The sequence below is a fragment of the Arthrobacter sp. R1-13 genome, assembly GCF_054161475.1.
Map to the genome: position 1 here is coordinate 2,832,586 of NZ_CP096420.1, position 22,733 is coordinate 2,855,318.

Here is a 22,733-nt window from a genome sequence, read left to right on the forward strand (position 1 = left end):
CCACCTGATTTCGGAGTAAAGGACATGCCTTCGGGAGGCGCATTCTTCCCGTTCACGAGAGAGGGAGCGGTGACCCGTGCCGGCAGAAGGTCGAGGGTGGCCAGCATGGCAGCAGCTTTGCTGACGCTCTCGCTCACCGTTTCCGCTTGTACCGCCGAAGGAAATGGTGGCTCTCCGACGGGCAACGCCACTTCGCCAGCCTCAACCGCCACTCCCGGAGAGTCAGCGGCCACTCCCGTTGAGTCAGCGGCCACCACTCCCGCACAGCCACCGCGGGTGGCGCGGAAGATCGACGTCGGGCTTCACCTGCCATGGTCGACAGTTTTCCTTCCCGACGGCACTGCAGTGATATCCGAACGGGACAGTGCCCTCCTCAAGAGCGTCCGGGATGGACAGAGCCGGGAAATCGGGCAGGTCCCGGACGTGGTCCCGGGTGGTGAAGGTGGCTTGCTGGGCCTTGCGTTGTCGCCCGATTTCAGTTCGGATCGATACCTCTACGTGTACTTCACCGCCCAGGATGATAACCGGATTGCCCGGCTTCGCCTCGACGAAGCCGGTGAGCGGGGCCTGGAGGCCGGAACGCCGGAAATCATCTTTTCCGGAATCTCCAAGGCTTCCACCCACAATGGCGGGCGCATCCGGTTCGGCCCAGACGGGTTCCTCTACGTTGGCACCGGAGACTCCCAGCGCCGCGATCAGCCGCAGAATCCCAACGCCTTGGGCGGGAAGATCCTCCGTTTGACGCCCGAGGGCCGCCCGGCACCAGGGAATCCCTTCGGAGACAACCCGGTGTACAGCATCGGACACCGTAACGTCCAAGGTCTTGCCTGGGACAGCGAGGGACGGTTCTGGGCCAGCGAATTTGGGCCCGACGTCGACGACGAACTGAATCTCGTGGTCCCCGGGGGCAACTACGGTTGGCCAAACGTCACAGGAAATCCGGGCCGCAGCGGCTTTATCGATGCCGCCGTGGTGTGGCCGTCAACTGCTGAATCATCACCCAGCGGCCTGGAAATTACCGGCTCCACGGCCTACCTTGGAGCGCTGAGGGGTCAGCGGGTTTGGGCGGTGCCGCTGATGGGCGATAAAGCCGGAGATCCGGTGAGCTATTTCACACGGGAGTACGGGCGGATCAGGGATGTTTCACTCGCACCGGACGGAACCTTGTGGGCCCTCACAAACAACCAGAACCCTGATTCCATACTGGTTCTGGACGTCCCCGGGTAGCCCCCCACGACCGGTCCCCGCCGATTTCACACGGCGCCAATTCTCGTGTAGAGTTTCATGTCGTTGCGAAGAACAACTTTCATGTCGTTGCGAAGAACAACGGAGGAAATAAACCGCCTCCCGAAATGCGAAACAACAGCTGCACCTCTAGCTCAACTGGCAGAGCAATTGACTCTTAATCAATGGGTTCCGGGTTCGAGTCCCGGGGGGTGCACCAAGCCGAACCCCGTCCTGCAGGCCATCTGGCCAGCGAGGCGGGGTTTTGTTTTGCCCCAAAATCCGACGCGCAAACGGCCTCGGGACGCGCAAACGGTCTGGTGACACCCATATTTGGATGTCACCAGACCGTTTGCGTGTCCTCAGGCATTTTCCGCCGCCTCGTAGGCCTCGCGCAGCCACTCGTTCAATTCAGCGTCGAGCTCGGCCGGATCCTGCAGCTCAAAGTGGTGCATCCATACCCCCGGGGACGGATGCGCGATTTCCTTGATCCTCGGTGATTCCAGTTCCCGCGGAAGCACGAGCGACAGAACGGCCGGAACGGTTGAGGAGACATAATGTCCCGGTCGCCAAAGATAGGCGAATCCACGCCCTCTGCGGAAAGCGATCTGACTTTTTGAAACCTGCACCTGGACAGCGCCGAGGCGGTTGGTGCTTGAAGCAACAGCCTCGTAGATAGCCAATCCAAGGGGCGACCCATGAAAAAACTCGGTGGGATCAGCCGGAACAGAAGACTGACTCATGCTCCTCTACCTCGATTGCCCCCATAGTCGTCGATCGACGGCCGCGGGAACTTCTTCCCGTGCCGTGACTCAGACAGGCGGCTTAGACAACTTGGTTAACATCCACAGGAATGGCGGATTCGGCACTGGCAACAATCGCCTTGGTTTCCGGGGACGAGAAGCGTTTGGCGAGCTCCACCACGACTGCGCGCAACTCCTGTCGGAGGACATCGGGGTCGATGGATGCCGATGCCAGCACTGAACGCTCCATGTCCGCGGCCGCTGAAACAGCCTCGCTTCCACGATCCGTCAACGTGACTACGTGGCTGCGCCGGTCAGAGGTGCTGCGTTCCCTGCGGATGTGCCCGTGTGCCTCGAGCCGGCTGAGTGTCTTGCCCATGGTTTGCGCCTGGACCCGGACCAGTTGGGCAAGTTGCGCCTGCGTCATGGGGCCGTTAAGGGACAGCACTTCCATGGCGATGACCCCGGCGTGCGTCAATCCGATGGCACCCAGTTTTTCATTCCATGAGTGTTCGACCAGACGCGCCGCCGTGGACAATAGGCGCCCAGTGGGCCAGCGATCCATATCAGGCATACAACTTAGTATAGCGAGCGTCCGATTCGGTCCTTGACTCCCAAGGTCATTAGGCTTGAGTGTCCTAAAAGTTTCGAAGGAGAAAAAAGTGGTTGAACGTCTCATACCGGGAGCCAAAGCACCCGAATTTACCTTGAAAGACAGTACGGGCAAGGACGTCAGCCTCTCCGAATACCGCGGCCGCAGCACCGTGGTCTACTTCTATCCAGCGGCGTCGACACCCGGCTGCACCAAGCAGGCCTGCGATTTCCGTGACAACCTGGCTTCCCTGCAGGCGGCCGGTTACGAGGTCCTTGGCATCTCCCCGGATCCGGTCAACAAACTCGCACGGTTCGCAGACCAGGAGGGGCTCGAGTTTCCCCTGCTGTCCGACGAGGACCATGCGGTGGCCGAGGCCTACGCAGCCTGGGGCGAGAAAAAGAACTATGGCCGCACCTATGACGGCCTCATCCGTTCTACCGTCGTCGTCGACCCCGAGGGCAACGTTGCAATTGCCCAATACAACGTGAGGGCAACGGGTCATGTCGCAAAGCTGCGCCGTGACTTGAAGCTGGACAGCTGATCCGGACGATACAATAAAGGCTGGCATCCGCCGTCGGGCTTCAAGCGTTCACGCTAAGACCTCGACGGCGACGCCAAGCGCGAGTGGTGAAATTGGCAGACACGCAGGATTTAGGTTCCTGTGCCTTCGGGCGTGGGGGTTCAAGTCCCCCCTTGCGCACTGCGAGTTACATGTTTGGAGCCCCGGTCTTATGGCCGGGGCTCCCGCAATTTAAGGGCTCAGGCCCGAACGAAAAGGACACGGAAAAAAAGATTCTCCTCTGTACCCATCCGCCGGCCTTAAAAAGCCGAATACCCAATGAGGCACCAAGCAAGAGACGGTGTCCGCCAGTCGGATTCACGGCAAGAACAGACAGAAGACGGTCTGGCTCAAGTACAGATCGCCCCTATCAAGGAGAATCGAAATGCAGTCCATCAAGCGCAGGTCTTTCACCGTTGCAGGTGTTGCTGCCGCAGCCCTGTTCAGCCTCACTGCCTGCGGCGGAACCGCCAGCACAGCTCCCGGCTCAGCGGCTCCTGAAGCTTCCGCCTCCAGCATGGCGCCTTCACCCAGCGCGACAGCCACCGAATCAAAGATGATGGATCCCGCGGCAAACCTCGTCGGTGCCGGCTGTGCAGGCTACGCCGCCCAGGTGCCGGACGGCGCCGGTTCGGTTGCAGGGATGGCCCTTGATCCCGTGGCTGTCGCGGCTTCCAACAACCCGATCCTGACCACCCTCACCGCGGCCGTTTCGGGCAAGCTGAATCCAAAGGTCAATCTCGTGGACACCCTCAACGGCAGCGAGTTCACTGTTTTCGCTCCCGTTGATGATGCCTTCGCGAAAATCGATGCTGCCACCATCGAGACCCTCAAGACCGACGACGCCCTGCTAAGCAAGATCCTGACCTATCACGTGGTGCCCGGTCAGATCTCGCCTGATGAAATCGTGGGAACCCACACCACGGTCCAGGGCGGCACGGTAACAGTGGCTGGATCCAAGGACGCCTTGAAGGTTGATGACGCCGGTGTCATCTGCGGCGGAGTCCAAACCGCCAACGCCACCGTTTACATGGTGGACTCTGTCCTGATGCCCAAGTAACCGGCATCCCCGGCAGTCAACCAGCCTCCTGCCACGGCACCGGGCTGACTCCCCGGGCCCATCCAGGAGCCAACAGGGTCCGCACCCAGGTGTGGACCCTGTTGGCTGTGTGCCGCTTATCGGACGGCGTTTAGGCACCGCACCTTGTGACGGGCGACGACGACGGAAACCGCGGCAGCCGCTGCCGGTCAATTAGACTAATGACTGTTCTGCAGTCCGCGGAGCGCCCAGCCGTCCCGAGGTGATTACCGAGTGCCCAGAAGTAAACCGCGCAGCGTCGGAGGAAGCATTGGCGCCGCGCTTTTGGCGTTGCTGCTCGTCTCCTGCACCGGGGCACCGGTGCCCACACCCTCGCCTTCGCAGTCCTCCAGCCCGGCGCTGGCCACCAGCGGACCCACGGCCACTTTTACCTTCGGCACAGCCGCCCAGCCCCTCGGGCTGGACCCCGCACTTGTCTCAGACGTGGAAGCCTTCCGGGTAACCCGCCAAGTCCTGGAGGGCCTCGTCGGGGTTGACCAGACAACCGGGCTCCCCACTCCCCTGCTTGCCACCGAATGGAACGAAACGGACAACGGCAGGAGCTACACCTTCAAGCTCCGGAACGGCGTGAAGTTCCAGGACGGCAGCCCCTTCGATGCGAAGTCGGTCTGCACCAACTTCGACCGCTGGTTCAACTTTCCCGCGTCCTTGCGCAAGCAGGCCCCCGGGAGTTCCTTCAACGGCGTCTTTGAAGCTCATTCGGACCAGGCTTCGCTGTCAATCTATAAAGGCTGCTCAGCAATTGCCCCGGACAACGTCCGAATCGACCTCACCCAACGCTTCACTGGATTCCTCCAGGCACTGACCCTCCCGGCCTTCGGGATCTCCTCCCCGAAAGCGATGGCCGAAGGAACCGCCGACGTCCTGGATCAAACCCGCGAGGGCACAGCAATCTCCAAGTATGCCGCCCACCCCGTGGGCACCGGCCCCTACAGTTTTGCCGGCTGGGATAACACCAAGGTCACTCTCGTCAGCAACAAAGATTATTGGGGCGACAAGGGCCAGATCGGCACCATCAACTTTGTCACCTACGATCACCCGCAGGCGAGGCTGCAAGCTCTGTTGGATGGAAAGATTGATGGCTACGACGCCGTCACTGTGGGCAACTTTGATCAGCTGGTTAAGCAAGGCAAGCAGATCATCCAGCGCGATCCCTTCTCAGTGATGTACCTCGGCATGAACCAGGAAATACCGATCCTCCAGAACCTCGAGGTACGCCAGGCGATTGAAATGGCGCTGGACAAGGACACGCTGATCCGGAAGTTCTACATCGATAACACGGCAGAAGCTGCACAGTTTGTTCCACCCAAGCTGAACGGATTCAACAACGATGCGCCTACTCTCGGATACAATCCGGAGAAGGCCAAGGAACTGCTGGCCAAGTCCGGCTACAAGGGCGAGCAACTCAAGTTCTACTATCCACTGAACGTAACCCGGCCTTACCTTCCAACCCCTGAAAAGATCTACGCGGAGATCAGCAGGGAACTGACAGCCGTCGGGTTCAACATCAAACCCGTACCGGTCGAATGGTCCGACGGGTACCTGCAAAAAGTACAGTCCCCCGGCGACCATGCACTGCATCTTCTCGGCTGGAACGGTTCGTACTCTGATCCTGACAACTTCGTGGGGCCGCTCTTTGGTGAAAAGAACGGTGAGTTCGGTTACCAAGACGCCCAGGTCTTCTCGAAGATTGAGCGGGCACGGGGGCTCCCCGAGGGGCAGGAGCGCACCGATCTGTATCACACCATCAATGACCAGATCGCTGCGTCGGTCCCCGCTGTGCCGATCGCGTTCCCCATTTCGGCCCTGGCGCTCTCCGACCGGGTGCTCAAATACCCCGCCTCCCCCGTCTTAAATGAGGTTTTCACAAAGGTCGAGCTAAAGCCTTGACGGGCGCCGGCAATTTCAGTAAGTAGCCTGCCCGGGGATATTCTGTGACAGCCAGAGCCGCTGCTATCGGAGACTGATTGTGACTTTCATTTCCAAGACAAAAAAAGCCGACGTCGTCCTGATTGGCGGCGGCATCATGAGTGCCACTCTTGGCGCCTTCATCAAGCAGCTCGAACCGAATTGGACAGTTTCCCTTTTCGAACGCCTGGACGAAGCCGGGCTGGAGAGCTCCGGCCCCTGGAACAATGCGGGCACCGGCCACGCCGCACTGTGTGAGCTCAACTACACCCCCGCAGCCAAAGACGGCTCCGTGGACCCCTCAAAGGCCCTTCACATCAATGAGCAGTTCCAGTTGTCGCGCCAGTTCTGGTCGCACTTGGTAACCAACTCGTTGATCGGTTCGCCGAAGAACTTCATCAACACCGTTCCCCACATGAGCTTCGTCATTGGCGAGGCCAACGCCGGCTTCCTGAAGAACCGTTACAACGCCTTGAAGCCGAATGTGCTCTTCCGCAACATGGAGTACTCCGAAGACCAGGCCCGGATCGCCAAATGGGCTCCCCTCATCGTCAAGGGCCGTGATTCCAAGCAGCGTGTGGCCGCCACCCGCGCAGCGGAGGGTACCGACGTCGACTTCGGGGCCCTGACCCGCGACCTGATCACCTATCTGGGCAACAACGGCGTGGAGATCAACTACGGCCACGATGTCACCGGGATCCGTCGCGCGTCCGGCGGCGGCTGGGACCTCTCCCTGAAGTACCCGAAGTCCGGCGAGCACGGAAAAATCCACGCGAAGTATGTCTTTGTGGGAGCCGGAGGCGGTGCGCTGCACCTGCTGCAGGCCTCGGGGATACCGGAAAGCAAAGGGTTTGGCGGGTTCCCGGTATCAGGGCAGTTCTTCCGCTGCACCGATGAGAAACTGGCCGCCCGGCACAGCGCGAAGGTCTATGGACAGGCATCGGTAGGAGCACCGCCCATGTCCGTGCCCCACCTGGACACCCGGTTCGTCCAGGGCAAACGGTCCCTGCTCTTCGGCCCTTATGCGGGCTTCTCCACCAACTTCCTGAAACACGGCTCCTACCTTGACCTCCCCCGCTCCATCCGGCCCCACAACATCATCCCGATGCTTGCCGTAGGCAAGGACAACATGGACCTGACCGCTTACCTGATCAAGGAAGTCGCGAAGCGCCACGGCGAAAAGGTTGAGGCCCTTCGCGAGTACTATCCGGAAGCAAAAGACGGAGATTGGGAACTCATCACCGCCGGCCAGCGTGTTCAGATCATCAAGAAAGATCCGAAAAAGGGCGGTGTGCTCCAATTCGGCACTGAAGTGATCGCCGGCCGCGACGGTTCCATCGGTGCCTTGCTCGGCGCATCGCCTGGTGCCTCCACTGCTGTACCCATCATGATCGAGCTCCTGCAGAAGTCCTTCCCGAAGAATTTCAAGGGTTGGCAGTCAAAGCTCAAGGACATGATGCCCGGGTACGGGGTGAAGCTAAACGACAATCCCGAGCTCGCTGTTCAGCTTGAAGAAGAGACCGCCAAGGCGCTCCAACTGGAAACGGTAAACGCGACGAAGAGCTGATCCGGCAGGGGATGCGGCGGGCCGTGCGTTCGATCTTTGTCCGTCAATCCACCAGGAGATTATGAGATGTTCCGGCTGGCAGAGCTCTCGCTGGCAAACCGGGCCCTGATCGCGCTGATCACTGTCTTCGCGTCGGTATTCGGAGTGATCACGATGTCCTCCTTGAAGCAGGAGCTCATCCCGTCCATCGAGTTCCCGCGGATCACCGTCATTTCCTCCATGCCCGGCGCCTCACCGGAGGTAGTGGACAAGCAGGTCAGCGGCCCCTTGGAGACGGCGTTGAATGGGGTCGAAGGGCTGGAATCAACGTCTGCTACGTCCCGCAGTGGTGTATCGCAGATCAATCTTGTCTTCACCTACGGATCGAACCTGGACCGTGCCCGGAACCAGATTGACCGGGCCATCTCCAACGCCAAACGGGCTTTGCCGGAAGACGTCGAGCCGCAGGCCATTGCGGGGAGCATCAGTGATTTCCCGATTGTCTTTCTGGCGGTGTCCTCTGACAAGTCGCTGAGCGAACTGAACGCCGACCTCCTGCGGCTGAGCGTTCCTGCCCTGCAGAAGATCGACGGCGTCAGGGGCGCCGAGGTGACCGGCGGAGCAACCCAGCACATCCAGATCCTTCCCCGGCCCGATGCCATGGCCGCCAAGGGTGCCACGCTTCAGTCGATCAGTGATGCTCTGAAGAACAACGGCGCCCTCGTGCCCGCGGGAACCATTGAGGAACAAGGCAAGTCGCTCTCCCTGCAGATCGGCAGTCCTGTTGATTCCCTCGATGCCATCAAGGCCCTTCCCCTTGGTGGTGCCAGGGACGCTGCGACCATCGGCAGCGTGGCGGGCGTCAGCATTAAAGACGACACGCGGACCTCGATCACCCGGACCAACGGCAAGGAAACCCTTGCGCTGTCAGTTACCAAGAAGCCCGACGGCGACACTGTAGCAATCTCGCACGCAGTCAATGATGCGCTCCCCCAGCTTGAGGCGGAGCTCGGTGCCAACGCCACCTTCACCCCCGTTTTTGATCAGGCACCGTTCATTGAAAAATCCATCAAGGACCTGACCACTGAGGGGCTGCTCGGCCTCGGATTCGCCGTCGCCGTCATCCTGGTGTTCCTGCTCTCAGTGCGCTCGACGCTGGTGACAGCTGTCTCCATTCCCCTCTCCCTCCTGATCACGTTCATCGGCCTCTCCGGCACTGGATACTCACTGAATATCCTGACCCTGGGGGCCTTGACCATCGCGATCGGCCGCGTGGTGGACGACTCGATCGTGGTGATAGAGAACATCAAGCGTCATTTGAGCTACGGCGAGCCGAAGATCACTGCCATCATCACCGCCATCCGGGAAGTTGCGGGGGCCATTACTGCCTCGACCCTCACCACTGTGGCAGTCTTCCTTCCCATCGCCTTTGTGGGGGAATTAGCCGGCGAGCTCTTCCGCCCGTTTGCCCTCACCGTCACCATTGCCCTGTTGTCCTCCCTGCTCGTATCCCTGACAATCGTGCCCGTCCTGGCCTACTGGTTCCTCAAGGGCTCTCCCTCTGCGGCGGATCCGGGAACCGCTGCCGAAACTGCGGCCAAGGCCCACGAAGCAGAGCAACGCACTATCCTGCAGCGGGGCTACCTGCCCATCCTCCGGAAGACGCAGAAACACCCAGTGGTAACGCTGGTCGCAGCGGTGCTGGTGTTGGGTGCAACGGCAGCCATGACTCCGCTGTTGGCGACCGACCTCCTGGGCAGCTCCGGCCAGAACAGTATGAGCATCCGTCAGCAACTTCCCGGGGGCACCAGCCTTGCCGATGCAAGCACCGAGGCCGCAAAGGTTGAAGATGTCCTGGATGACATCGACGGAATCAAAGATGTCCAGGTCACCACGGGCAATGCCCAGGCGGGCTTCGCTGCACTCCTCTCCACAGGTGCCTCAAACTCAACGTTCACTGTGGTCACCGACGAGAAGGCTAAGCAGTCCCTTCTCCAGGAAACAGTTCGTGAGCGCCTGAAAGAAGCCGGCGTCTCAGGAAAAATCTCCGTAGCAACCCAGCAGGGGGGCCTCGGCACGTCATCGACCGTGGACATCACCCTCAAGGCGTCGAACTCCGGAGACCTGCGGACTGCGAGCGATGCCATGGTGCAGGCCATGGAAGGCGTCCCGGGAAGCACAGAGACGGTGACCAATCTGGCCACAACCCAGCCCGTAGTACAGGTCAAGGTGGACCGGGCAAGGGCCGTCGCCGCAGGACTCAACGAAGAACGCGTCGCCGGTGTCCTGGCCTCGACCATCAGTCCCATTCCGGCAGGAACTGTCCGGATCAATACGAATGACTTTCCTGTCCAGATAGGCCTCGGCACACAGTTCAAGAGCATTGACGGGGTCAGGAACATCCCACTTCCCGGCGGCAAGGGGCTGACGCTCGGCAGTATCGCTTCAGTCCAGCAGGTGGACTCCCCCGTCTCCATTACCGCCAGCGGCGGGCAGCGGACGGCGACTGTCTCCATCACGCCGTCGGGGTCCAATCTTGGTGCCGTCAGCGGCGAGGTCCAGAACAGGCTTAAGACCGTTCAGTTGCCGTCAGGGGTCACTGCCGAGATCGGCGGCGCCACGACGCAGCAAGCCGAGTCCTTCCAGCAGTTGGGGCTTGCGCTGCTGGCTGCCATCGCGATTGTGTACGTGATCATGGTCGCGACCTTCAAATCACTGGTGCAGCCCCTGATACTGCTCGTTTCCATTCCTTTTGCAGCAACGGGCGCTATCGCCCTCCTGCTTCTGACCGGAATTCCCCTTGGCTTGCCTTCACTCATCGGGATGCTGATGCTGGTGGGCATTGTGGTCACCAACGCCATTGTGCTGATAGACCTCATAAACCAGTACCGGCAACCACGGGACGGCCGGCCGGGCATGAACGTGCCAGACGCCATCACCCATGGCGCCCGCCAACGCCTCCGGCCGATCCTGATGACAGCCCTGGCCACGGTCTTCGCGCTGACGCCCATGGCATTGGGCTTTACCGGCGGCGGCGGATTCATCTCACAGCCCTTGGCGATCGTCGTCATCGGCGGTCTCCTGTCTTCCACAGCCCTGACTCTCGTCCTGGTGCCGGTTCTCTACCGGCTGGTGGAGGGCCGGCGCGAAAAGAAGTCCCTCCTGTTGGCCATGAAGCAACGGCCCGCCTTCACCCCGGCAGCAGATGTCGATGCTGAATTCGCCGACTGGACGACAGGCAAGATCGCCAAAGTCAGTGGACGGCGGGCTGCTCCGGGCGAGCCGAGCTAACACTCCTGGTCCCGGCCCCCACCCGGGAATAATTCCTTCCTCCCTGCGTTGTACCCGGCGATAGATGCAAATGCATGTATATCCGGTATACTGGGATCAGTTTTCCGGAACTTCATGAAACTGAAAGGGACATCATGCAGATCGGCGTATTCAGCGTCAGCGACATCACTACCGACCCCACTACGGGCCGTACTCCCACTGAGAACGAGCGCATCAAGGCGGAAGTGGCCATCGCCAAGAAGGTCGAAGAGATCGGCATGGATGTCTTTGCGATCGGGGAGCACCACAACCGGCCCTTCTTCTCCTCCTCGCCCACCACCACACTGGCGTACATCGCAGCCCAGACGGAGCGGATCATCCTCTCCACGGCCACAACCCTGATCACCACCAATGATCCCGTGAAGATTGCCGAAGACTACGCGATGCTCCAGCACCTTGCCGACGGCCGGGTGGATCTGGTGATGGGACGAGGCAATACGGCACCGGTGTACCCGTGGTTCGGCAAGAACATCCAGGACGGCATAGAACTGGCGATAGAGAACTACAGCCTGCTGCGCCGGCTCTGGGACGAGGACACTGTCAACTGGTCCGGTAAACACCGCACGCCCCTGCAGAACTTCACGTCCACTCCCCGGCCTCTCGACGGCGTTGCACCCTTCGTCTGGCACGGATCGATCCGCAGCCCGCAAATTGCGGAAGTGGCGGCTTACTATGGCGACGGCTTCTTTGCGAACAACATTTTCTGGCCTAAAGAGCATTACCAGCAGCTGATCGGTCTTTACCGTGAGCGTTATGAGCACCACGGACACGGGAAGGCGGACCAGGCCATCGTTGGACTGGGCGGACAGTTCTTCATGCGCAGGAATTCCCAGGATGCCGTCAAGGAATTCCGGCCATACTTCGACAATGCACCGGTATACGGCCACGGACCGTCGCTGGAAGACTTCACATCACAGACCCCGCTGACGGTTGGAAGCCCCCAGGAAGTCATCGAGAAGACCCTCACCTTCCGGGAATTCTTTGGCGACTACCAGCGGCAACTGTTCCTCATTGACCACGCGGGCCTGCCGCTGAAAACCGTGCTGGAGCAGCTTGATCTGTTCGGGGAAGAAGTCCTTCCCGTCCTTCGCAAGGAATATGCGTCCCTTAAGCCTGCCCACGTTCCCGAGCCTCCGACCCATGCTGCCCGGGTCGCTGCCCTGCCGGCGGCACAGGACAAGAAATCATCCGTCTCTGCCGCGGCTCTGCCTCAAACGGCGGGGACGGCAGCAGCCTCAGCAAAGGAGGCGTGATGGCCGACCGTCCAGCCGAATCGCCGGTCCGCCTTGCAGCGGAAACCTGGGAGTCTCTCTTCCGCGCCCAGGTTGCCGTGATGCGGCGACTGCAGTCCGGACCTGCTTTCAAGTCAATAGCCCTCAATGAATACGACGTCCTGTTCACGTTGTCGCGCTGCCCCTCGGGCTGGCTCCGGCTCAATGAGCTGAACGACCATATCCTGTTGAGCCAGTCCAGCCTGAGCCGGCTGGTGGAGCGGCTGGAGAAGCGCGGCCTGGTGGAGCGTATGCCCGCTCCCGACGACGGCCGGGGGGTCCTGCTGAAGCTCACCGAAGCGGGAAGTGATCTGCAGAAGCAGATCGGCAGGATGCATGTACGCGATATTGAGGCGCTGATGACGCCGTCGCTGACTGCGGCTGAACAGCGCGAGCTGCTTCGGCTTACTGAGAAGCTCCGAGGTGCTGTCGCCCGGCACTAGCCGCCCAGGACGGGCACTACCGAAGTACTACAAGCTTTGACGGGTCTTCCTCCGGCAATATTCCGTCCACCACAGCGGTGACGCCCAGCTCCCTGAGGGTGAGGCTTCCTCCGATTGTAGAGAGGAAGGCTGTGTCGGAGGAGTCCCGGCCTGCCGTGATGCGGAGCATGCTCTCGCGCGGCGCCAACCCTGTGGGGTCAATGATGTGCCAGGCCCCGTTGAGATGGGCCTCCACCACGGCATGGAAATCCATGGGGCTCAGTCCGGGAGCGTAGACGGCAGCGAGGCGGCACGGCACGTTTTTGGACCGCAACAATGCAATGGCCAGGTGAGCGAAGTCCCTGCAGACACCCCTACGGTGCAGCAAGGTCTCCACTGCCCCGTCGGTTCCCCGCGAGGATCCACTGATATAGCGCAGCTCGGTGGATACCCAGTTCCGGACAGTGTGCAGGAGTTCTTCCCCCTGGAGCCCGCCGAATTCGGCGTAGGCGGTGGGCAGGAGGCGATCGGATTCCGCATAGCGGCTGGGCCGGACGTAGCGGATGAGATCCATAAGGGTGGGCTCCTGCGGGATCGCCTGCCCGGACACGGTGGCGGCATAGTCGACGGTTACTTCGGAGGGATCAGCAAGCTCAAAGTAGTGGAACCTTCCGCCGTGATCATCGGCCAGTTCCGTGACCGGAACGTTCTGGCCGCCCGCTGTCACGGACAGCGTTTCTGTCACCGAGGAATAGCCTGGATTGCTGGCCACGGCAACAGCCAGAGCAACTTTCGTCTCGGCGGTGGTCTTGAAGACGAGCCGGGCGGCGACCGAGCGTTGCATGTATCTCCGGAGTATGAAGTGGAAGCAGAGCAGCCCTCAAACCGCCAGCCAGAAGCAGAGGCAAACGGTGGGACTAGTTATTGATCTTCAGAGACATTAGCATCCGCTGGACGTTGGCGAATTCAGATCCCTCGTTCACGTACTTGGCCGCCTGATCCAAGGTGTCAAAGGATTTCGCCGGTGCCACCTTTTCATCCGTGGCGAAGGCCTTCAGCGCAGTGAGATCCCCGAAGGAATAGTTGCCCTTGCCTGCCGGACCCCGGACGACGTTCTGCAGGGTGCAGGCCTTTCCGTCCGCGCCGCCGACCATGTTGGTGATGCCAAATGAACCGAAGAACTTGTACCCCTGGATGACGCGGAATACCACTCGCGGCGGAATAGTGCCCTCCCCGTCAGCATGTGGCAATTCCACCGGAACGCTGCTGACAACCACGTAGGGCTTGGCCGTTGGAGCGGCGCAATCCACCGGAGCCGCCGCAGGCAACCCTGTCTGCAGGGTGGCAAGATAAGCACCTTTGGAATCCTTCACCTCGATCTTCAGTGCACCGGGCAGAGAACCATCCGCGGGTGGCAGGGACTGCGTAATCCACTCCTGCGGCAGCTCAAAGCTCACCGTTTTCCCGGGATCGTTGAAGACCTTCCAGGCGGAAGCAGTTGCGCCGACCACCGGAGTCTCGCCTCCCGACGGGGTGGCCTCCGCAGTTGAGGTTCCGGATACGGCGGTTTCCGTTGGATTTGCAGTGGGGGCCTGGGATACGGAACCTGAGGGACTCGCGCCGGCCGTCCACGCCGGAGTGCCTTTTCCGTCGTTGCTGCAGCCAGCCATCGCCGCTGCCGCCACGAGCAGCACTGAGGTTAGCCGGAGCGATGCGGAGATTCCCGTCCCTGTCATACATCCCAGCGTAGCGGTCAGGGGGACCCGCGACGGTCGGCGGCGCAGCGTTTCGCGGAGGGGATGCCAAAGGCGACTAGGCTGGGGGAATGGCGAATTTGCAAGAAAATCGGGGCGGCGGCAAGATCACAGAAATCTCCGCCGTCGACGTCGCAGACTGGCGGCTACGGACGTTCGCCCTTTATGACAATGTCAGGCGGATTGCCGCTGACAACCCCGCGGAAGCGCATTCCTATTGGCGGCAAGAGCGTGACCGTATGTTCGGGACGCACCCCGCCTCACCTCTGACGGCCGCCGATAAGGCCGTTTTTGGCGGCCTCCGGACAGCGGATTACGATCCCATCTACCGCTTCAACGTCCCCCTGACGAAAGAGGGCGCGGGCCGGGAGATGAGCGTCGATAATGGCACCGATGGTCCGGTGCATTTTGTCCGGCTCGGGACCTTTGACTTTCCCGAGATGGGCCAACTGGCAGTCTGGAAGATCCAGGGCTACGGCGGAGGCATCTTCGTACCCTTCCGCGACGCCACCGCCGGGCAGAGCGGCGGCAGTTACGGTTCCGGGCGATACCTCCTCGACACCATCAAGGGCGCCTACCACGGCATCCGCGGGTCTGGTCCCTCGGCAGAATTCATCCTGGACTTCAACTTCGCCTACAACCCGTCATGCGCTTACAACGAGGCCTGGGCCTCTCCGCTTGCGGGGCCGTCCAACCGCCTCGCGGTGGAAATCCCCGTGGGCGAGCTCTCCTAGGCCGGCGGACTCTCCCCCACTCTCTCCGGCAGGCAAACTCTCCGGGGTTGTCAGCAAACGGTAAGACTTTCCCGGGGACAGAGCATTCCCTCCGCACCTACCGTAGAGACATGGAATTCCTCAAACGCCGCAAAGTCCTGGCTGTGCTCATTCCCTGCACGGTGGCTGTGCTGTTGATCGGCGCCTACCTCTTCCAACCCTGGCGGCTCTTCACAAGCAGCACGCTTAATGAGGCCCTGCCTGAGGCCGTACCCGCTGCCTCCTCCCCCTCGAACACAACCACAGTTTCGCCGTCGGGCCCCACGGAAAGCATGCAGCCCACTCCGTCCGCCGCGACCGCAGGGGCCCCAGCCTCGGAAGCTGCACCTGTTGTGGTGGCCCGGGGCGATTTCCAATCCCAGGAGCACCCAACCAGCGGTACGGCCAGCCTCCTGACGCTGGCAGACGGGACGCAGCTGGTGCGGCTGGAGAATCTGGCCAGCAGCGATGGGCCAGATGTCAAGATCTGGCTCAGTGAACTAGACGCCGGCGGTGACTGGTTCAAGTACCGGGGAGGCAAATACCTGGACCTCGGCCATATCAAAGCAACCCATGGCACCCACAACTACGTCATTCCTGCCGGCGCAGACCTGAGCGGATTGGACACGGTGGTGCTCTGGTGCGACAGGTTCAGCGTCGCCTTCGGATCCGCTGCCCTGGCCTAGTGCCGGCCGAGCATAGGATGTGGGGATGATTCCAGGTTCATCCCGCCGCATCGCCCGCGTCCGCCCCTTGGTCCGGGAATCACCAACGCCACCAGCCGAACAGTACTTCGTGGCCAACGACTGTCCCGACTTCAGCTCTGCGGAAGGGCGGCGCTGGACCGTCATTGCCTCGCCCTTTCCGGAGTCATTGGCTAATGCGGTAAGCCCGGCGCGTACCGGTTGGACTGCAGGCCAGGAGGTCAGCGAGGACACCTTCCGCTTCCTGGCTCCCAGCGTTCCCGCCAATGTTCTGGGGATGGCCCACAATACGGGCCCGTCGGGCCGGGCCCTTCCACCCCAGGCGTTCCACAAGGCAGCCACGAGCGTCATAGGACCGGGCGACACCATTGAACTACCGGAGGGAGGAGAGCAGGTTGACCCGGAAGCCGAACTGACAGTCGTCGTCGGGCGTAAAGCGCGCGGACTGACCCTCAAAAACGCCCGCGCTGCTGTACTCGGATACACGATCGGCAACGACGTGACCAGCCGGGACCATCAGAAAACGGATCAGCTGTGGATCAGCGCCAAGAGCCAGGACACCTTCACCCCCGTTGGACCATGGCTGGTCACCTCCCTGGATGACTCTGCGGTATCCATGGGGATCACGCACAACGGTCGGACGCTTGGGGCCGGGAGCTCAGCTGACCTCGGGTGGAAGGTGGACGAGATTTTGGTGTACCTGACTTCTTTTATGACCCTGCATCCGGGCGACCTCGTCCTCACCGGGTTCCCGGCCGAATCTGTACCACTCCAGCCCGGCGACACCGTCACGTGTCATGTGGAGGGGATCGGCGAACTCACCAATCCAGTAGGTGTCCGGGAACGTTAGCGGCCGCTGAGGGAACGGACATTCCCGACGGCGGCGCCCACCGCCGCCGCCGCTTCCTCCAGTTCAGCGGCGCCCACCGTTGAGTCGAAGCTGAACCGCACTGCAGTTTGGGCAACTTCTGCCTCTATCCCCAGGGCGAGCAGCACCGGGGACGCCGCATCCGACCCAGCGGCACAGGCAGATCCGCTTGAGCACACCACGCCTTGACGCTCCAATTCCAGCAGGACTGACTCTCCGCTGGTGCCCGGGAAGCAGAACGATGCGATGGAGGGCAGCCGCTCCCGGGGATGACCAGTCAGGATGGCACCCGGGACGAGCTCCAGGACGGTCTTGATGAATTGATCGCGGAGCCCTGCCATCTTGGCCGCCACAGGCTCTGCGGCAGTTCCCTGCTCAGCCGTGCCAACGAGTGTGAGTGCTTTTGCCAGGGCCACCGCTCCCGCAACGTTCTCGGTACCCGAGCGGCGTCCACGCTCCTGGCCTCCACCGTGGACCAGTGGTTCAGTCCTGGTCCGGCTCCGGAGATAGAGTGCCCCGTTGCCCTTGGGTGCACCGAGCTTGTGGCCGGAAATGCTGAGGGCATCCACGCCCAACGCCTTGGTGTCCAGGGAAAGCCAGCCTGCAGCCTGCACCGCATCTGTGTGGAACGGTATGCCATGCCTGTGTGCCTCGGCAGCCAAAGCAGCCACCGGCTGAATTGTCCCGATCTCGTTGTTCGCATACATAACGCTGACCAGCGCGGTTTCGGGCCGCACGACTTCTGCGAGCGCCTCAGGTGTCACCTGCCCGTAACGGTCCACAGGCACCACATCAACGACGAACCCGTGGAACCCTTCCAGGTACCTGGCAGATTCCTCCACTGCCGGGTGCTCTATGGCGCTGATGGCTACCCTGTTGTGGCGTGGGTCAGCGGCCTGGCGCGCCAGCGAGATCCCTTTCACGGCCAGGTTGTCCGCCTCCGTACCTCCTGAGGTGAAAGTTACTTCGCCGGGACGGCAGGCAAGGGAACGCGCCACGGTTGCCCTTGCGTCAGCGAGCGCGTTGGCGGCAGCTTCACCGAGCGTATGGTGGCTGGAGGGGTTGCCGAATTCACCTGTCAGGTAGGGCCACATGGCTTCGAGCACTTCCCGCCGGACCGGTGTTGTGGCTGCCGCGTCGAGGAAAATCATGACGGTTCAGCGGTTCCCGGAACCAGAGGTGGGGGTGAGGCCGGGACTAAGGTCCAGCTCAACGTCCAACCCGAGATCCAAGGCGGCCACGGTATGGGTGAGCCCTCCGATGGAGATGACGTCCACCCCTGTTGCGGCGATGCCGGCCACCGTTTCCAGGGTTACGTTGCCGCTCGCCTCGATCCGGGCGCGCCCGTTCACCAGAGCGACTCCAGCGGCGAGGTCGGCCGGGCTGAAGTTGTCCAGCATGATGGTGTCCACTCCGGCCGCGAGCACAGGTTCGATCTGCTCCATGGTGTCCACCTCCACCTCAAAGTGGGTGGTGTGCCCCAGCTGTGCCTTGGCTTGGCACAGGAGATCCGTCAGCTTCCGGGAATCACCGCCGGTAATTACGGCCAGGTGGTTGTCTTTTGCCAGCACTGCATCGGACAGGCTGAAGCGGTGGTTGGCCCCACCGCCGCAGCGGACCGCATAACGCTCCAGGACGCGAAGCCCGGGGGTGGTTTTCCTCGTATCGGTGATCCTTGCCTTCGTTCCGGCCACCAGGTCCACAAACCCTGCTGTTTTGGTGGCAATCGCGCTCATCCGCTGGATCAGGTTCAAGGCAACGCGTTCGGCGAGCAATACCGCCCGGGCGTTGCCTGTCACCCGGGCAAGGGACGTGCCGGCGGTAAAACGCTCCCCGTCAGCAACCAGGAGTTCGACGACGGCGTCCGGATCAGTGAGCCTCATCGCGGCGGCGAACACATTTCCTCCACTGAGGACGCCGGGAACCCTGGCATTGAGCACAGCGGTTGCCCGGGCTTCCTCCGGGATGAGGGTCTGGGACGTGATGTCGCCATAGGGAGCGTCCTCTTCCAGGGCGGAGCGAAGGACTTTCAGGACGGCGGCATCCGGAAGGCTCCCCTGGACGGAGCTGCCAGTACCGCAAACGGCATCGATCGGAGTGAAGGCGTGGGCAGTGGAGGTCATGAGCTGATCCTTTGCATCGGAAGAGTGGTGGCTCCCTGACCACGCAAGTTCTGTGGGGTGTCGGCGCGGTAGTGCGCACCAACAGACTCTTTCCGTGACCTCGCTCCGGCAACGAGCAACTGTGCTGCCAGCAGCAGGTTCCGGTCTTCGAAATCACGTACGGCCAGCGCATCTGTCCGGACCAAGCCTGCGGCCCAGACCGCCAACTGCCGTGCTGCCTCATCCAGCTCAGCACCGGTACGCAGGACGCCGGCTGCCCGGGTCATCAGGCGGGACAAGGCACCGCGGCTGAAGTCATCGGATTCGAAGCCAGTGAAACCCACCTCCGCGTCATCCGGCGAAGCAGGCTCGATGTCTACGCTGGCGTCGCTCGCGGCAAAGCCGGCATCAGTGGTGTCAAAGCGGGCCGGTTCGGCAGCGTCAAGATAGGCCTCGACTGCGCGCCTGCCAAAAACGAGGCCTTCCAGCAGGGAATTGCTGGCGAGCCGGTTGGCGCCCTGGGCACCCGTGCAGGCAACCTCACCCGCAGCGTAAAGTCCCGGGATTGAGGTATGGCCCCAGAGGTCTGTGGCGACGCCTCCCATCCAGTAATGGGCGGCCGGGGATACGGGCAGCACTTCCGCCGTCCAGTCGTAACCGGCAGCACGGGTGGCAGCTGTCAGCGTCGGGAAACGCCGCGCCAGGAATCCGGGCCCCTTGGAGGCTTCGACGCCGCGGACATCCAGGTAGACCGGGCTGTCCGCCGGCGCCCCGGTCCTTGCCAGGTGGAGGGCAATGCTGCGGGAAACAACATCGCGGGGGGCCAGTTCGGCGTCGGGGTGGTAATCAGGCATGAACCGGTGGCCGGCCGCGTCCGTGAGGACCGCGCCTTCACCACGCACCGCTTCGGAGATGAGCAGCGCGGGTGGACCGCCGGGCCGCTCCGTTGCTGCAAGCGTGGTGGGATGGAACTGGAAGAACTCCAGGTGCCGGACAGTTGCGCCCGCACGCCAGGCCGAGGCCAAACCGTCGGCAGTGGCCACATCCGGGTTGCTCGTGCGGGCAAAAAGCCGGCCGGCGCCGCCGGTAGCCAGCAGCACGGCGTCGGCCTCGATGCTGGTGAACAGTCCGTTGTGGAGGTACTTCACCCCCGATACGCGTCCGTTCGACGTCGTCAGTTCGGTCACGAAGGCGTCCGTCACCAACCGCAGCCTTCCGCTGACTGCCCGCTCGAGGACGGCGGCGATAAGTCCCCTGGCGATGCCCGCGCCGGTCGCGTCCCCACCGGCATGCAGGATCCGGGGTGCGGAGTGGGCCGCTTCCAGCCCCAGGGCAGGATGTCCGGCGTCATCGCAGTCGAAGTCCACCCCGAAGCGCTTCAGCCCGGCGATATCACGGACGGCTTCGGTGCAGAGCACGCGGACGGCTTCGGGGTTGTTCAGGCCCGCGCCGGCGGCGAGAGTATCCGCGATGTGCGCGGCAACAGAGTCACCAGGCGCCGCTTCTCCGGGCTCCAGGACTGCTGAAACTCCACCTTGCGCGTAGAAGGTGTTGCTCTGTTCAAGGGTTCCTTTCGTCAGGAGCACCACGTCAGTCCCGCGGCCATGGGTCCGGGGCGCGTCGGCGGCCAGCAGGGCAGCGTAGAGTCCGGCTATACCGCTTCCAACGACGACGAGCGTGCGCTCCCGTCCGGAGTTCCGCGTTGGCTCCTGCCCATTCATGGACGGGCCGCCAGCATCCGTTCCAACGCCAGGCGTGCCGGGCCTGCAACGGCGTCGTCGACTGTGATCCGGTTGAGTACTTCGCCGTTCACCAGTCCCTCAAGGACCCAGGCGAGGTAACCCGGGTGGATCCGGTACATCGTGGAACACGGGCAGATAACCGGGTCCAGGCAAAAGATGGTGTGCTGCGGGTACTCGGCGGCAAGCCTGTTCACCATGTTGATTTCGGTACCGATGGCGAAGACCGTTGGCTCAGTGGCGGCCGCGATGGCCTTCCGGATGAAGTCCGTGGACCCGGCCGAATCGGCGGCGTCGACTACCTCCATGGGGCATTCGGGGTGCACAATCACCTGCACTCCGGGAAAGTCGATCCGTGCTTTTTCGATCTGACCGACGTTGAAGCGCTTGTGAACTGAGCAGAAGCCGTGCCAAAGGATCACCTGGGAGTCCTGCAGGGCGGTTTCGTCGTTACCACCGAGGTCCTTGCGGGGGTTCCACATGGGCATCCGGTCCAGGGGCACGCCCATGGCCTTGGCAGTGTTGCGGCCCAGGTGCTGGTCCGGGAAGAACAAAACCCGCTGGGCGCGCTGGAATGCCCAGTCCAGCACGGTGGCTGCGTTAGAGGATGTGCAGACGATTCCGCCGTGGTCCCCACAGAAGCCCTTGAGGGCAGCGGAAGAATTCATGTAGGTCACGGGGATGACGGGAACACGGCCGTCGGCGTCGGGCTCGCTGCCGAAGATTTCCTCCAGCTGCTCCCAGCACTCTGTCACGGAATCGATATCAGCCATGTCTGCCATTGAACAACCGGCGGCGAGATTGGGCAGGATCACAGCCTGATCCGGCTTGGAGAGGATGTCGGCCGTCTCAGCCATGAAATGCACGCCGCAGAAAATGATGGCTTCGGCTTCAGGCTTGGTCAGGGCGGCATTGGCCAGCTGGAAGGAGTCACCCACAAAGTCGGCGTATTCGATAACTTCGTCCCGCTGGTAGAAGTGGCCGAGGATCACAGCCCGCTCCCCCAAAGTCGCTTTGGCGGCCCGGATCCTGGCGTCCAGCTCAGCGTCACTGGCCAGTTTGTACTCCTCCGGCAACTGCCCCTGCCTCGGGGTGGCACGAGGTGCGACGTCGGCGCTTGAAGCACCGGGACCATAGGCGGGCGTACCGGCCAGGGCCTCCGCGAGGTCGTAGTCCCAGGGGCCCTTGGCCAGGGCAGGGCTGCAAGTGGAGGCTTTCGCCGCCGCGAACGTTCCTTTTTCGGCCTGTTCACGGGTGATGAGCTGGATGGTTGTGTTAACGCTGCTCATGATTGCTCCTGTTATCTGGGTCTAGGCCTGGGTGGCCGATAAAGCGGTAAAGGCGTGGGGGACGGTGTTTTCCGCCCTGGAGGTATTCACCGGTTTCCTGAATCTCAGGGGTGGATTTGAGTTGCCGACGGAAGTTGGCCGGATCGAGTTGCCTGTCCAGGACGGCCTCATAGACCTCCCGCACTTCTGCCAGCGTGAAGTATTCACCAAGCAGGTGATAGGCAATGGAGCCGTAAGCCATCTTGTTCCTCAGCCGCCACAGCGCGTAGTCCACGATGGCGTTGTGGTCAAAGGCCAGCTCCCCCAGCCGGTCGGCACGGAACCACTTCACGTTTTCAGACTCATCAGCAAGGGCGGCCTCTGTGGGCTGGACGAGCGCCCAGTAGACGATCGACACCACCCTTTGAGTGGGCGAGCGGTGGAGGCCTCCGAAGGCGTACAGCTGCTCCAAGTATCTTGGGGCCAGTCCGGTGGTTTCCTGAAGGTTGCGCGAAGCAGCGTCCTGGAGGGATTCGGCATGGGAGAGGGGGCCGCCTGGCAGGGCCCAGAGTCCTTTGAAAGGCTCGCGGATGCGCCGCACCAGCGGAAGCCACAGAGTCGGGCGGCCCGACTGCTCACTGGGACGAAGGGCGAAGATCACCGTGGAAATGGCAAGTGAGGGTGGGGCCGCCTGGCGTTCTGAGACATTGGCTGCATTCGTGTACATGATTCCCACCCCCTACGGCGCCCTGTGCTGGCCGGATTAGTTCCCGGCCGAACCGGGCTTCACTGGAACAGTTATAGTCACATTGACTAGAACTCATCGTAAAGGGTGGAGGCTTCAAAACA

At 62.1% G+C, this 22,733-nt stretch carries 20 protein-coding genes and 2 tRNA genes; 13 read left to right on the top strand and 9 right to left on the bottom strand.

What is annotated here, in order from left to right; genetic code table 11:
• Positions 1-105 precede the first annotated feature (105 nt).
• Positions 106-1,227, top strand: coding sequence for a PQQ-dependent sugar dehydrogenase (locus tag M1D88_RS13080; RefSeq protein ID WP_458111255.1), 1,122 nt, complete (start codon positions 106-108; stop codon positions 1,225-1,227).
• Between the two features lie 141 nt (positions 1,228-1,368).
• Positions 1,369-1,444: transfer RNA gene (locus M1D88_RS13085), tRNA-Lys, on the top strand.
• Positions 1,445-1,586: 142 nt separating this feature from the next.
• Here M1D88_RS13085 and M1D88_RS13090 read toward each other — a convergent pair.
• Together M1D88_RS13090 and M1D88_RS13095 are read right to left on the bottom strand one after the other, a co-directional pair.
• Positions 1,587-1,967 (bottom strand): DUF5655 domain-containing protein, encoded by a 381-nt coding sequence (locus M1D88_RS13090; protein ID WP_458111256.1) that lies wholly within the window; start codon positions 1,965-1,967, stop codon positions 1,587-1,589.
• An 82-nt stretch (positions 1,968-2,049) separates the two neighbouring features.
• Positions 2,050-2,532, bottom strand: a complete 483-nt coding sequence (locus M1D88_RS13095) for a MarR family winged helix-turn-helix transcriptional regulator (RefSeq protein WP_458114522.1) — start codon at positions 2,530-2,532, stop codon at positions 2,050-2,052.
• A 97-nt stretch (positions 2,533-2,629) separates the two neighbouring features.
• On the opposite strand from M1D88_RS13095, the gene bcp reads away from it, so the two are divergent.
• The 8 genes from bcp to M1D88_RS13135 all read left to right on the top strand — a co-directional run bounded on the left by bcp (position 2,630) and on the right by M1D88_RS13135 (position 12,718).
• Entirely contained in the window at positions 2,630-3,103 is a 474-nt protein-coding gene (gene bcp / locus M1D88_RS13100) for a thioredoxin-dependent thiol peroxidase (RefSeq protein WP_458111257.1), read from the top strand.
• 77 nt (positions 3,104-3,180) lie between these two features.
• Positions 3,181-3,262, top strand: a tRNA-Leu gene (locus M1D88_RS13105).
• Between the two features lie 244 nt (positions 3,263-3,506).
• Positions 3,507-4,181 carry a fasciclin domain-containing protein gene (locus M1D88_RS13110; RefSeq protein WP_458111258.1) on the top strand — a complete coding sequence of 225 codons (675 nt, stop codon included), beginning with the start codon at positions 3,507-3,509 and terminating at the stop codon, positions 4,179-4,181.
• A 252-nt stretch (positions 4,182-4,433) separates the two neighbouring features.
• Positions 4,434-6,110, top strand: a complete 1,677-nt coding sequence (locus M1D88_RS13115) for an ABC transporter substrate-binding protein (RefSeq protein ID WP_458111259.1) — start codon at positions 4,434-4,436, stop codon at positions 6,108-6,110.
• A gap of 79 nt (positions 6,111-6,189) precedes the next feature.
• Positions 6,190-7,695, top strand: coding sequence for a malate:quinone oxidoreductase (locus tag M1D88_RS13120; protein WP_458111260.1), 1,506 nt, complete (start codon positions 6,190-6,192; stop codon positions 7,693-7,695).
• A gap of 66 nt (positions 7,696-7,761) precedes the next feature.
• Complete coding sequence (locus M1D88_RS13125) at positions 7,762-10,965, top strand: efflux RND transporter permease subunit (protein ID WP_458111261.1); 3,204 nt, start codon at positions 7,762-7,764, stop codon at positions 10,963-10,965.
• A gap of 134 nt (positions 10,966-11,099) precedes the next feature.
• On the top strand, positions 11,100-12,257 hold the full coding sequence (locus M1D88_RS13130; RefSeq protein WP_458111262.1) for an LLM class flavin-dependent oxidoreductase: 1,158 nt from the start codon (positions 11,100-11,102) through the stop codon (positions 12,255-12,257).
• A complete protein-coding gene (locus M1D88_RS13135; protein WP_458111263.1) occupies positions 12,257-12,718 on the top strand; it encodes a MarR family winged helix-turn-helix transcriptional regulator in 462 nt (153 codons plus the stop codon). The genes M1D88_RS13130 and M1D88_RS13135 overlap by 1 nt, the downstream gene beginning before the upstream one ends.
• A 16-nt stretch (positions 12,719-12,734) precedes the next feature.
• Here M1D88_RS13135 and M1D88_RS13140 read toward each other — a convergent pair whose 3' ends face one another.
• Both M1D88_RS13140 and M1D88_RS13145 read right to left on the bottom strand, forming a co-directional pair.
• Positions 12,735-13,541, bottom strand: a complete 807-nt coding sequence (locus M1D88_RS13140) for a transglutaminase-like domain-containing protein (RefSeq protein WP_458111264.1) — start codon at positions 13,539-13,541, stop codon at positions 12,735-12,737.
• A gap of 73 nt (positions 13,542-13,614) precedes the next feature.
• The gene (locus tag M1D88_RS13145) at positions 13,615-14,433 is read right to left on the bottom strand and encodes a hypothetical protein (protein ID WP_458111265.1); all 819 of its coding nucleotides are present in this window, start codon (positions 14,431-14,433) and stop codon (positions 13,615-13,617) included.
• A gap of 89 nt (positions 14,434-14,522) precedes the next feature.
• On the opposite strand from M1D88_RS13145, the gene M1D88_RS13150 reads away from it, so the two are divergent.
• The 3 genes from M1D88_RS13150 (at position 14,523) to M1D88_RS13160 (ending at position 16,757) form a co-directional block, all read left to right on the top strand.
• A complete protein-coding gene (locus M1D88_RS13150) occupies positions 14,523-15,185 on the top strand; it encodes a DUF1684 domain-containing protein (protein ID WP_458111266.1) in 663 nt (220 codons plus the stop codon).
• Positions 15,186-15,295: 110 nt separating this feature from the next.
• Complete coding sequence (locus M1D88_RS13155; RefSeq protein ID WP_458111267.1) at positions 15,296-15,889, top strand: DM13 domain-containing protein; 594 nt, start codon at positions 15,296-15,298, stop codon at positions 15,887-15,889.
• A 25-nt stretch (positions 15,890-15,914) separates the two neighbouring features.
• The gene (locus M1D88_RS13160) at positions 15,915-16,757 is read left to right on the top strand and encodes a fumarylacetoacetate hydrolase family protein (RefSeq protein ID WP_458111268.1); all 843 of its coding nucleotides are present in this window, start codon (positions 15,915-15,917) and stop codon (positions 16,755-16,757) included.
• On the opposite strand, the gene M1D88_RS13165 is transcribed toward M1D88_RS13160, so the two are convergent.
• The 5 genes from M1D88_RS13165 to M1D88_RS13185 are packed head-to-tail and all read right to left on the bottom strand — an operon-like array spanning position 16,754 to position 22,611.
• The gene (locus tag M1D88_RS13165) at positions 16,754-17,926 is read right to left on the bottom strand and encodes a cysteine desulfurase family protein (RefSeq protein WP_458111269.1); all 1,173 of its coding nucleotides are present in this window, start codon (positions 17,924-17,926) and stop codon (positions 16,754-16,756) included. The two genes, M1D88_RS13160 and M1D88_RS13165, sit on opposite strands and share 4 nt — an antisense overlap.
• 6 nt (positions 17,927-17,932) lie before the next feature.
• A complete protein-coding gene (gene nadC, locus M1D88_RS13170) occupies positions 17,933-18,898 on the bottom strand; it encodes a carboxylating nicotinate-nucleotide diphosphorylase (RefSeq protein WP_458111270.1) in 966 nt (321 codons plus the stop codon).
• Complete coding sequence (gene nadB / locus M1D88_RS13175) at positions 18,895-20,598, bottom strand: L-aspartate oxidase (RefSeq protein ID WP_458111271.1); 1,704 nt, start codon at positions 20,596-20,598, stop codon at positions 18,895-18,897. The genes nadC and nadB overlap by 4 nt, the downstream gene beginning before the upstream one ends.
• Positions 20,595-21,905, bottom strand: coding sequence for a quinolinate synthase NadA (nadA, locus tag M1D88_RS13180; RefSeq protein WP_458111272.1), 1,311 nt, complete (start codon positions 21,903-21,905; stop codon positions 20,595-20,597). The genes nadB and nadA overlap by 4 nt, the downstream gene beginning before the upstream one ends.
• Positions 21,892-22,611 carry an NUDIX hydrolase gene (locus tag M1D88_RS13185; protein ID WP_458111273.1) on the bottom strand — a complete coding sequence of 240 codons (720 nt, stop codon included), beginning with the start codon at positions 22,609-22,611 and terminating at the stop codon, positions 21,892-21,894. The genes nadA and M1D88_RS13185 overlap by 14 nt, the downstream gene beginning before the upstream one ends.
• Between the last annotated feature and the right edge of the window lie 122 nt (positions 22,612-22,733).

What these genes read in the sequence shown, in the direction of transcription:
- M1D88_RS13130 (WP_458111262.1), top strand. Translation starts at nt 11,100, where the DNA reads ATGCAGATCGGCGTATTCAGCGTCAGCGACATCACTACCGACCCCACT.
- M1D88_RS13080 (WP_458111255.1), top strand. Translation starts at nt 106, where the DNA reads ATGGCAGCAGCTTTGCTGACGCTCTCGCTCACCGTTTCCGCTTGTACC.
- M1D88_RS13110 (WP_458111258.1), top strand. Translation starts at nt 3,507, where the DNA reads ATGCAGTCCATCAAGCGCAGGTCTTTCACCGTTGCAGGTGTTGCTGCC.
- M1D88_RS13185 (WP_458111273.1), bottom strand. Translation starts at nt 22,611, where the DNA reads ATGTACACGAATGCAGCCAATGTCTCAGAACGCCAGGCGGCCCCACCC.
- M1D88_RS13090 (WP_458111256.1), bottom strand. Translation starts at nt 1,967, where the DNA reads ATGAGTCAGTCTTCTGTTCCGGCTGATCCCACCGAGTTTTTTCATGGG.
- M1D88_RS13165 (WP_458111269.1), bottom strand. Translation starts at nt 17,926, where the DNA reads ATGATTTTCCTCGACGCGGCAGCCACAACACCGGTCCGGCGGGAAGTG.
- nadA (WP_458111272.1), bottom strand. Translation starts at nt 21,905, where the DNA reads ATGAGCAGCGTTAACACAACCATCCAGCTCATCACCCGTGAACAGGCC.
- M1D88_RS13125 (WP_458111261.1), top strand. Translation starts at nt 7,762, where the DNA reads ATGTTCCGGCTGGCAGAGCTCTCGCTGGCAAACCGGGCCCTGATCGCG.
- M1D88_RS13135 (WP_458111263.1), top strand. Translation starts at nt 12,257, where the DNA reads ATGGCCGACCGTCCAGCCGAATCGCCGGTCCGCCTTGCAGCGGAAACC.
- nadC (WP_458111270.1), bottom strand. Translation starts at nt 18,898, where the DNA reads ATGACCTCCACTGCCCACGCCTTCACTCCGATCGATGCCGTTTGCGGT.
- M1D88_RS13155 (WP_458111267.1), top strand. Translation starts at nt 15,296, where the DNA reads ATGGAATTCCTCAAACGCCGCAAAGTCCTGGCTGTGCTCATTCCCTGC.
- nadB (WP_458111271.1), bottom strand. Translation starts at nt 20,598, where the DNA reads ATGAATGGGCAGGAGCCAACGCGGAACTCCGGACGGGAGCGCACGCTC.
- M1D88_RS13145 (WP_458111265.1), bottom strand. Translation starts at nt 14,433, where the DNA reads ATGACAGGGACGGGAATCTCCGCATCGCTCCGGCTAACCTCAGTGCTG.
- M1D88_RS13095 (WP_458114522.1), bottom strand. Translation starts at nt 2,532, where the DNA reads ATGGATCGCTGGCCCACTGGGCGCCTATTGTCCACGGCGGCGCGTCTG.
- M1D88_RS13150 (WP_458111266.1), top strand. Translation starts at nt 14,523, where the DNA reads ATGGCGAATTTGCAAGAAAATCGGGGCGGCGGCAAGATCACAGAAATC.
- M1D88_RS13160 (WP_458111268.1), top strand. Translation starts at nt 15,915, where the DNA reads ATGATTCCAGGTTCATCCCGCCGCATCGCCCGCGTCCGCCCCTTGGTC.
- M1D88_RS13140 (WP_458111264.1), bottom strand. Translation starts at nt 13,541, where the DNA reads ATGCAACGCTCGGTCGCCGCCCGGCTCGTCTTCAAGACCACCGCCGAG.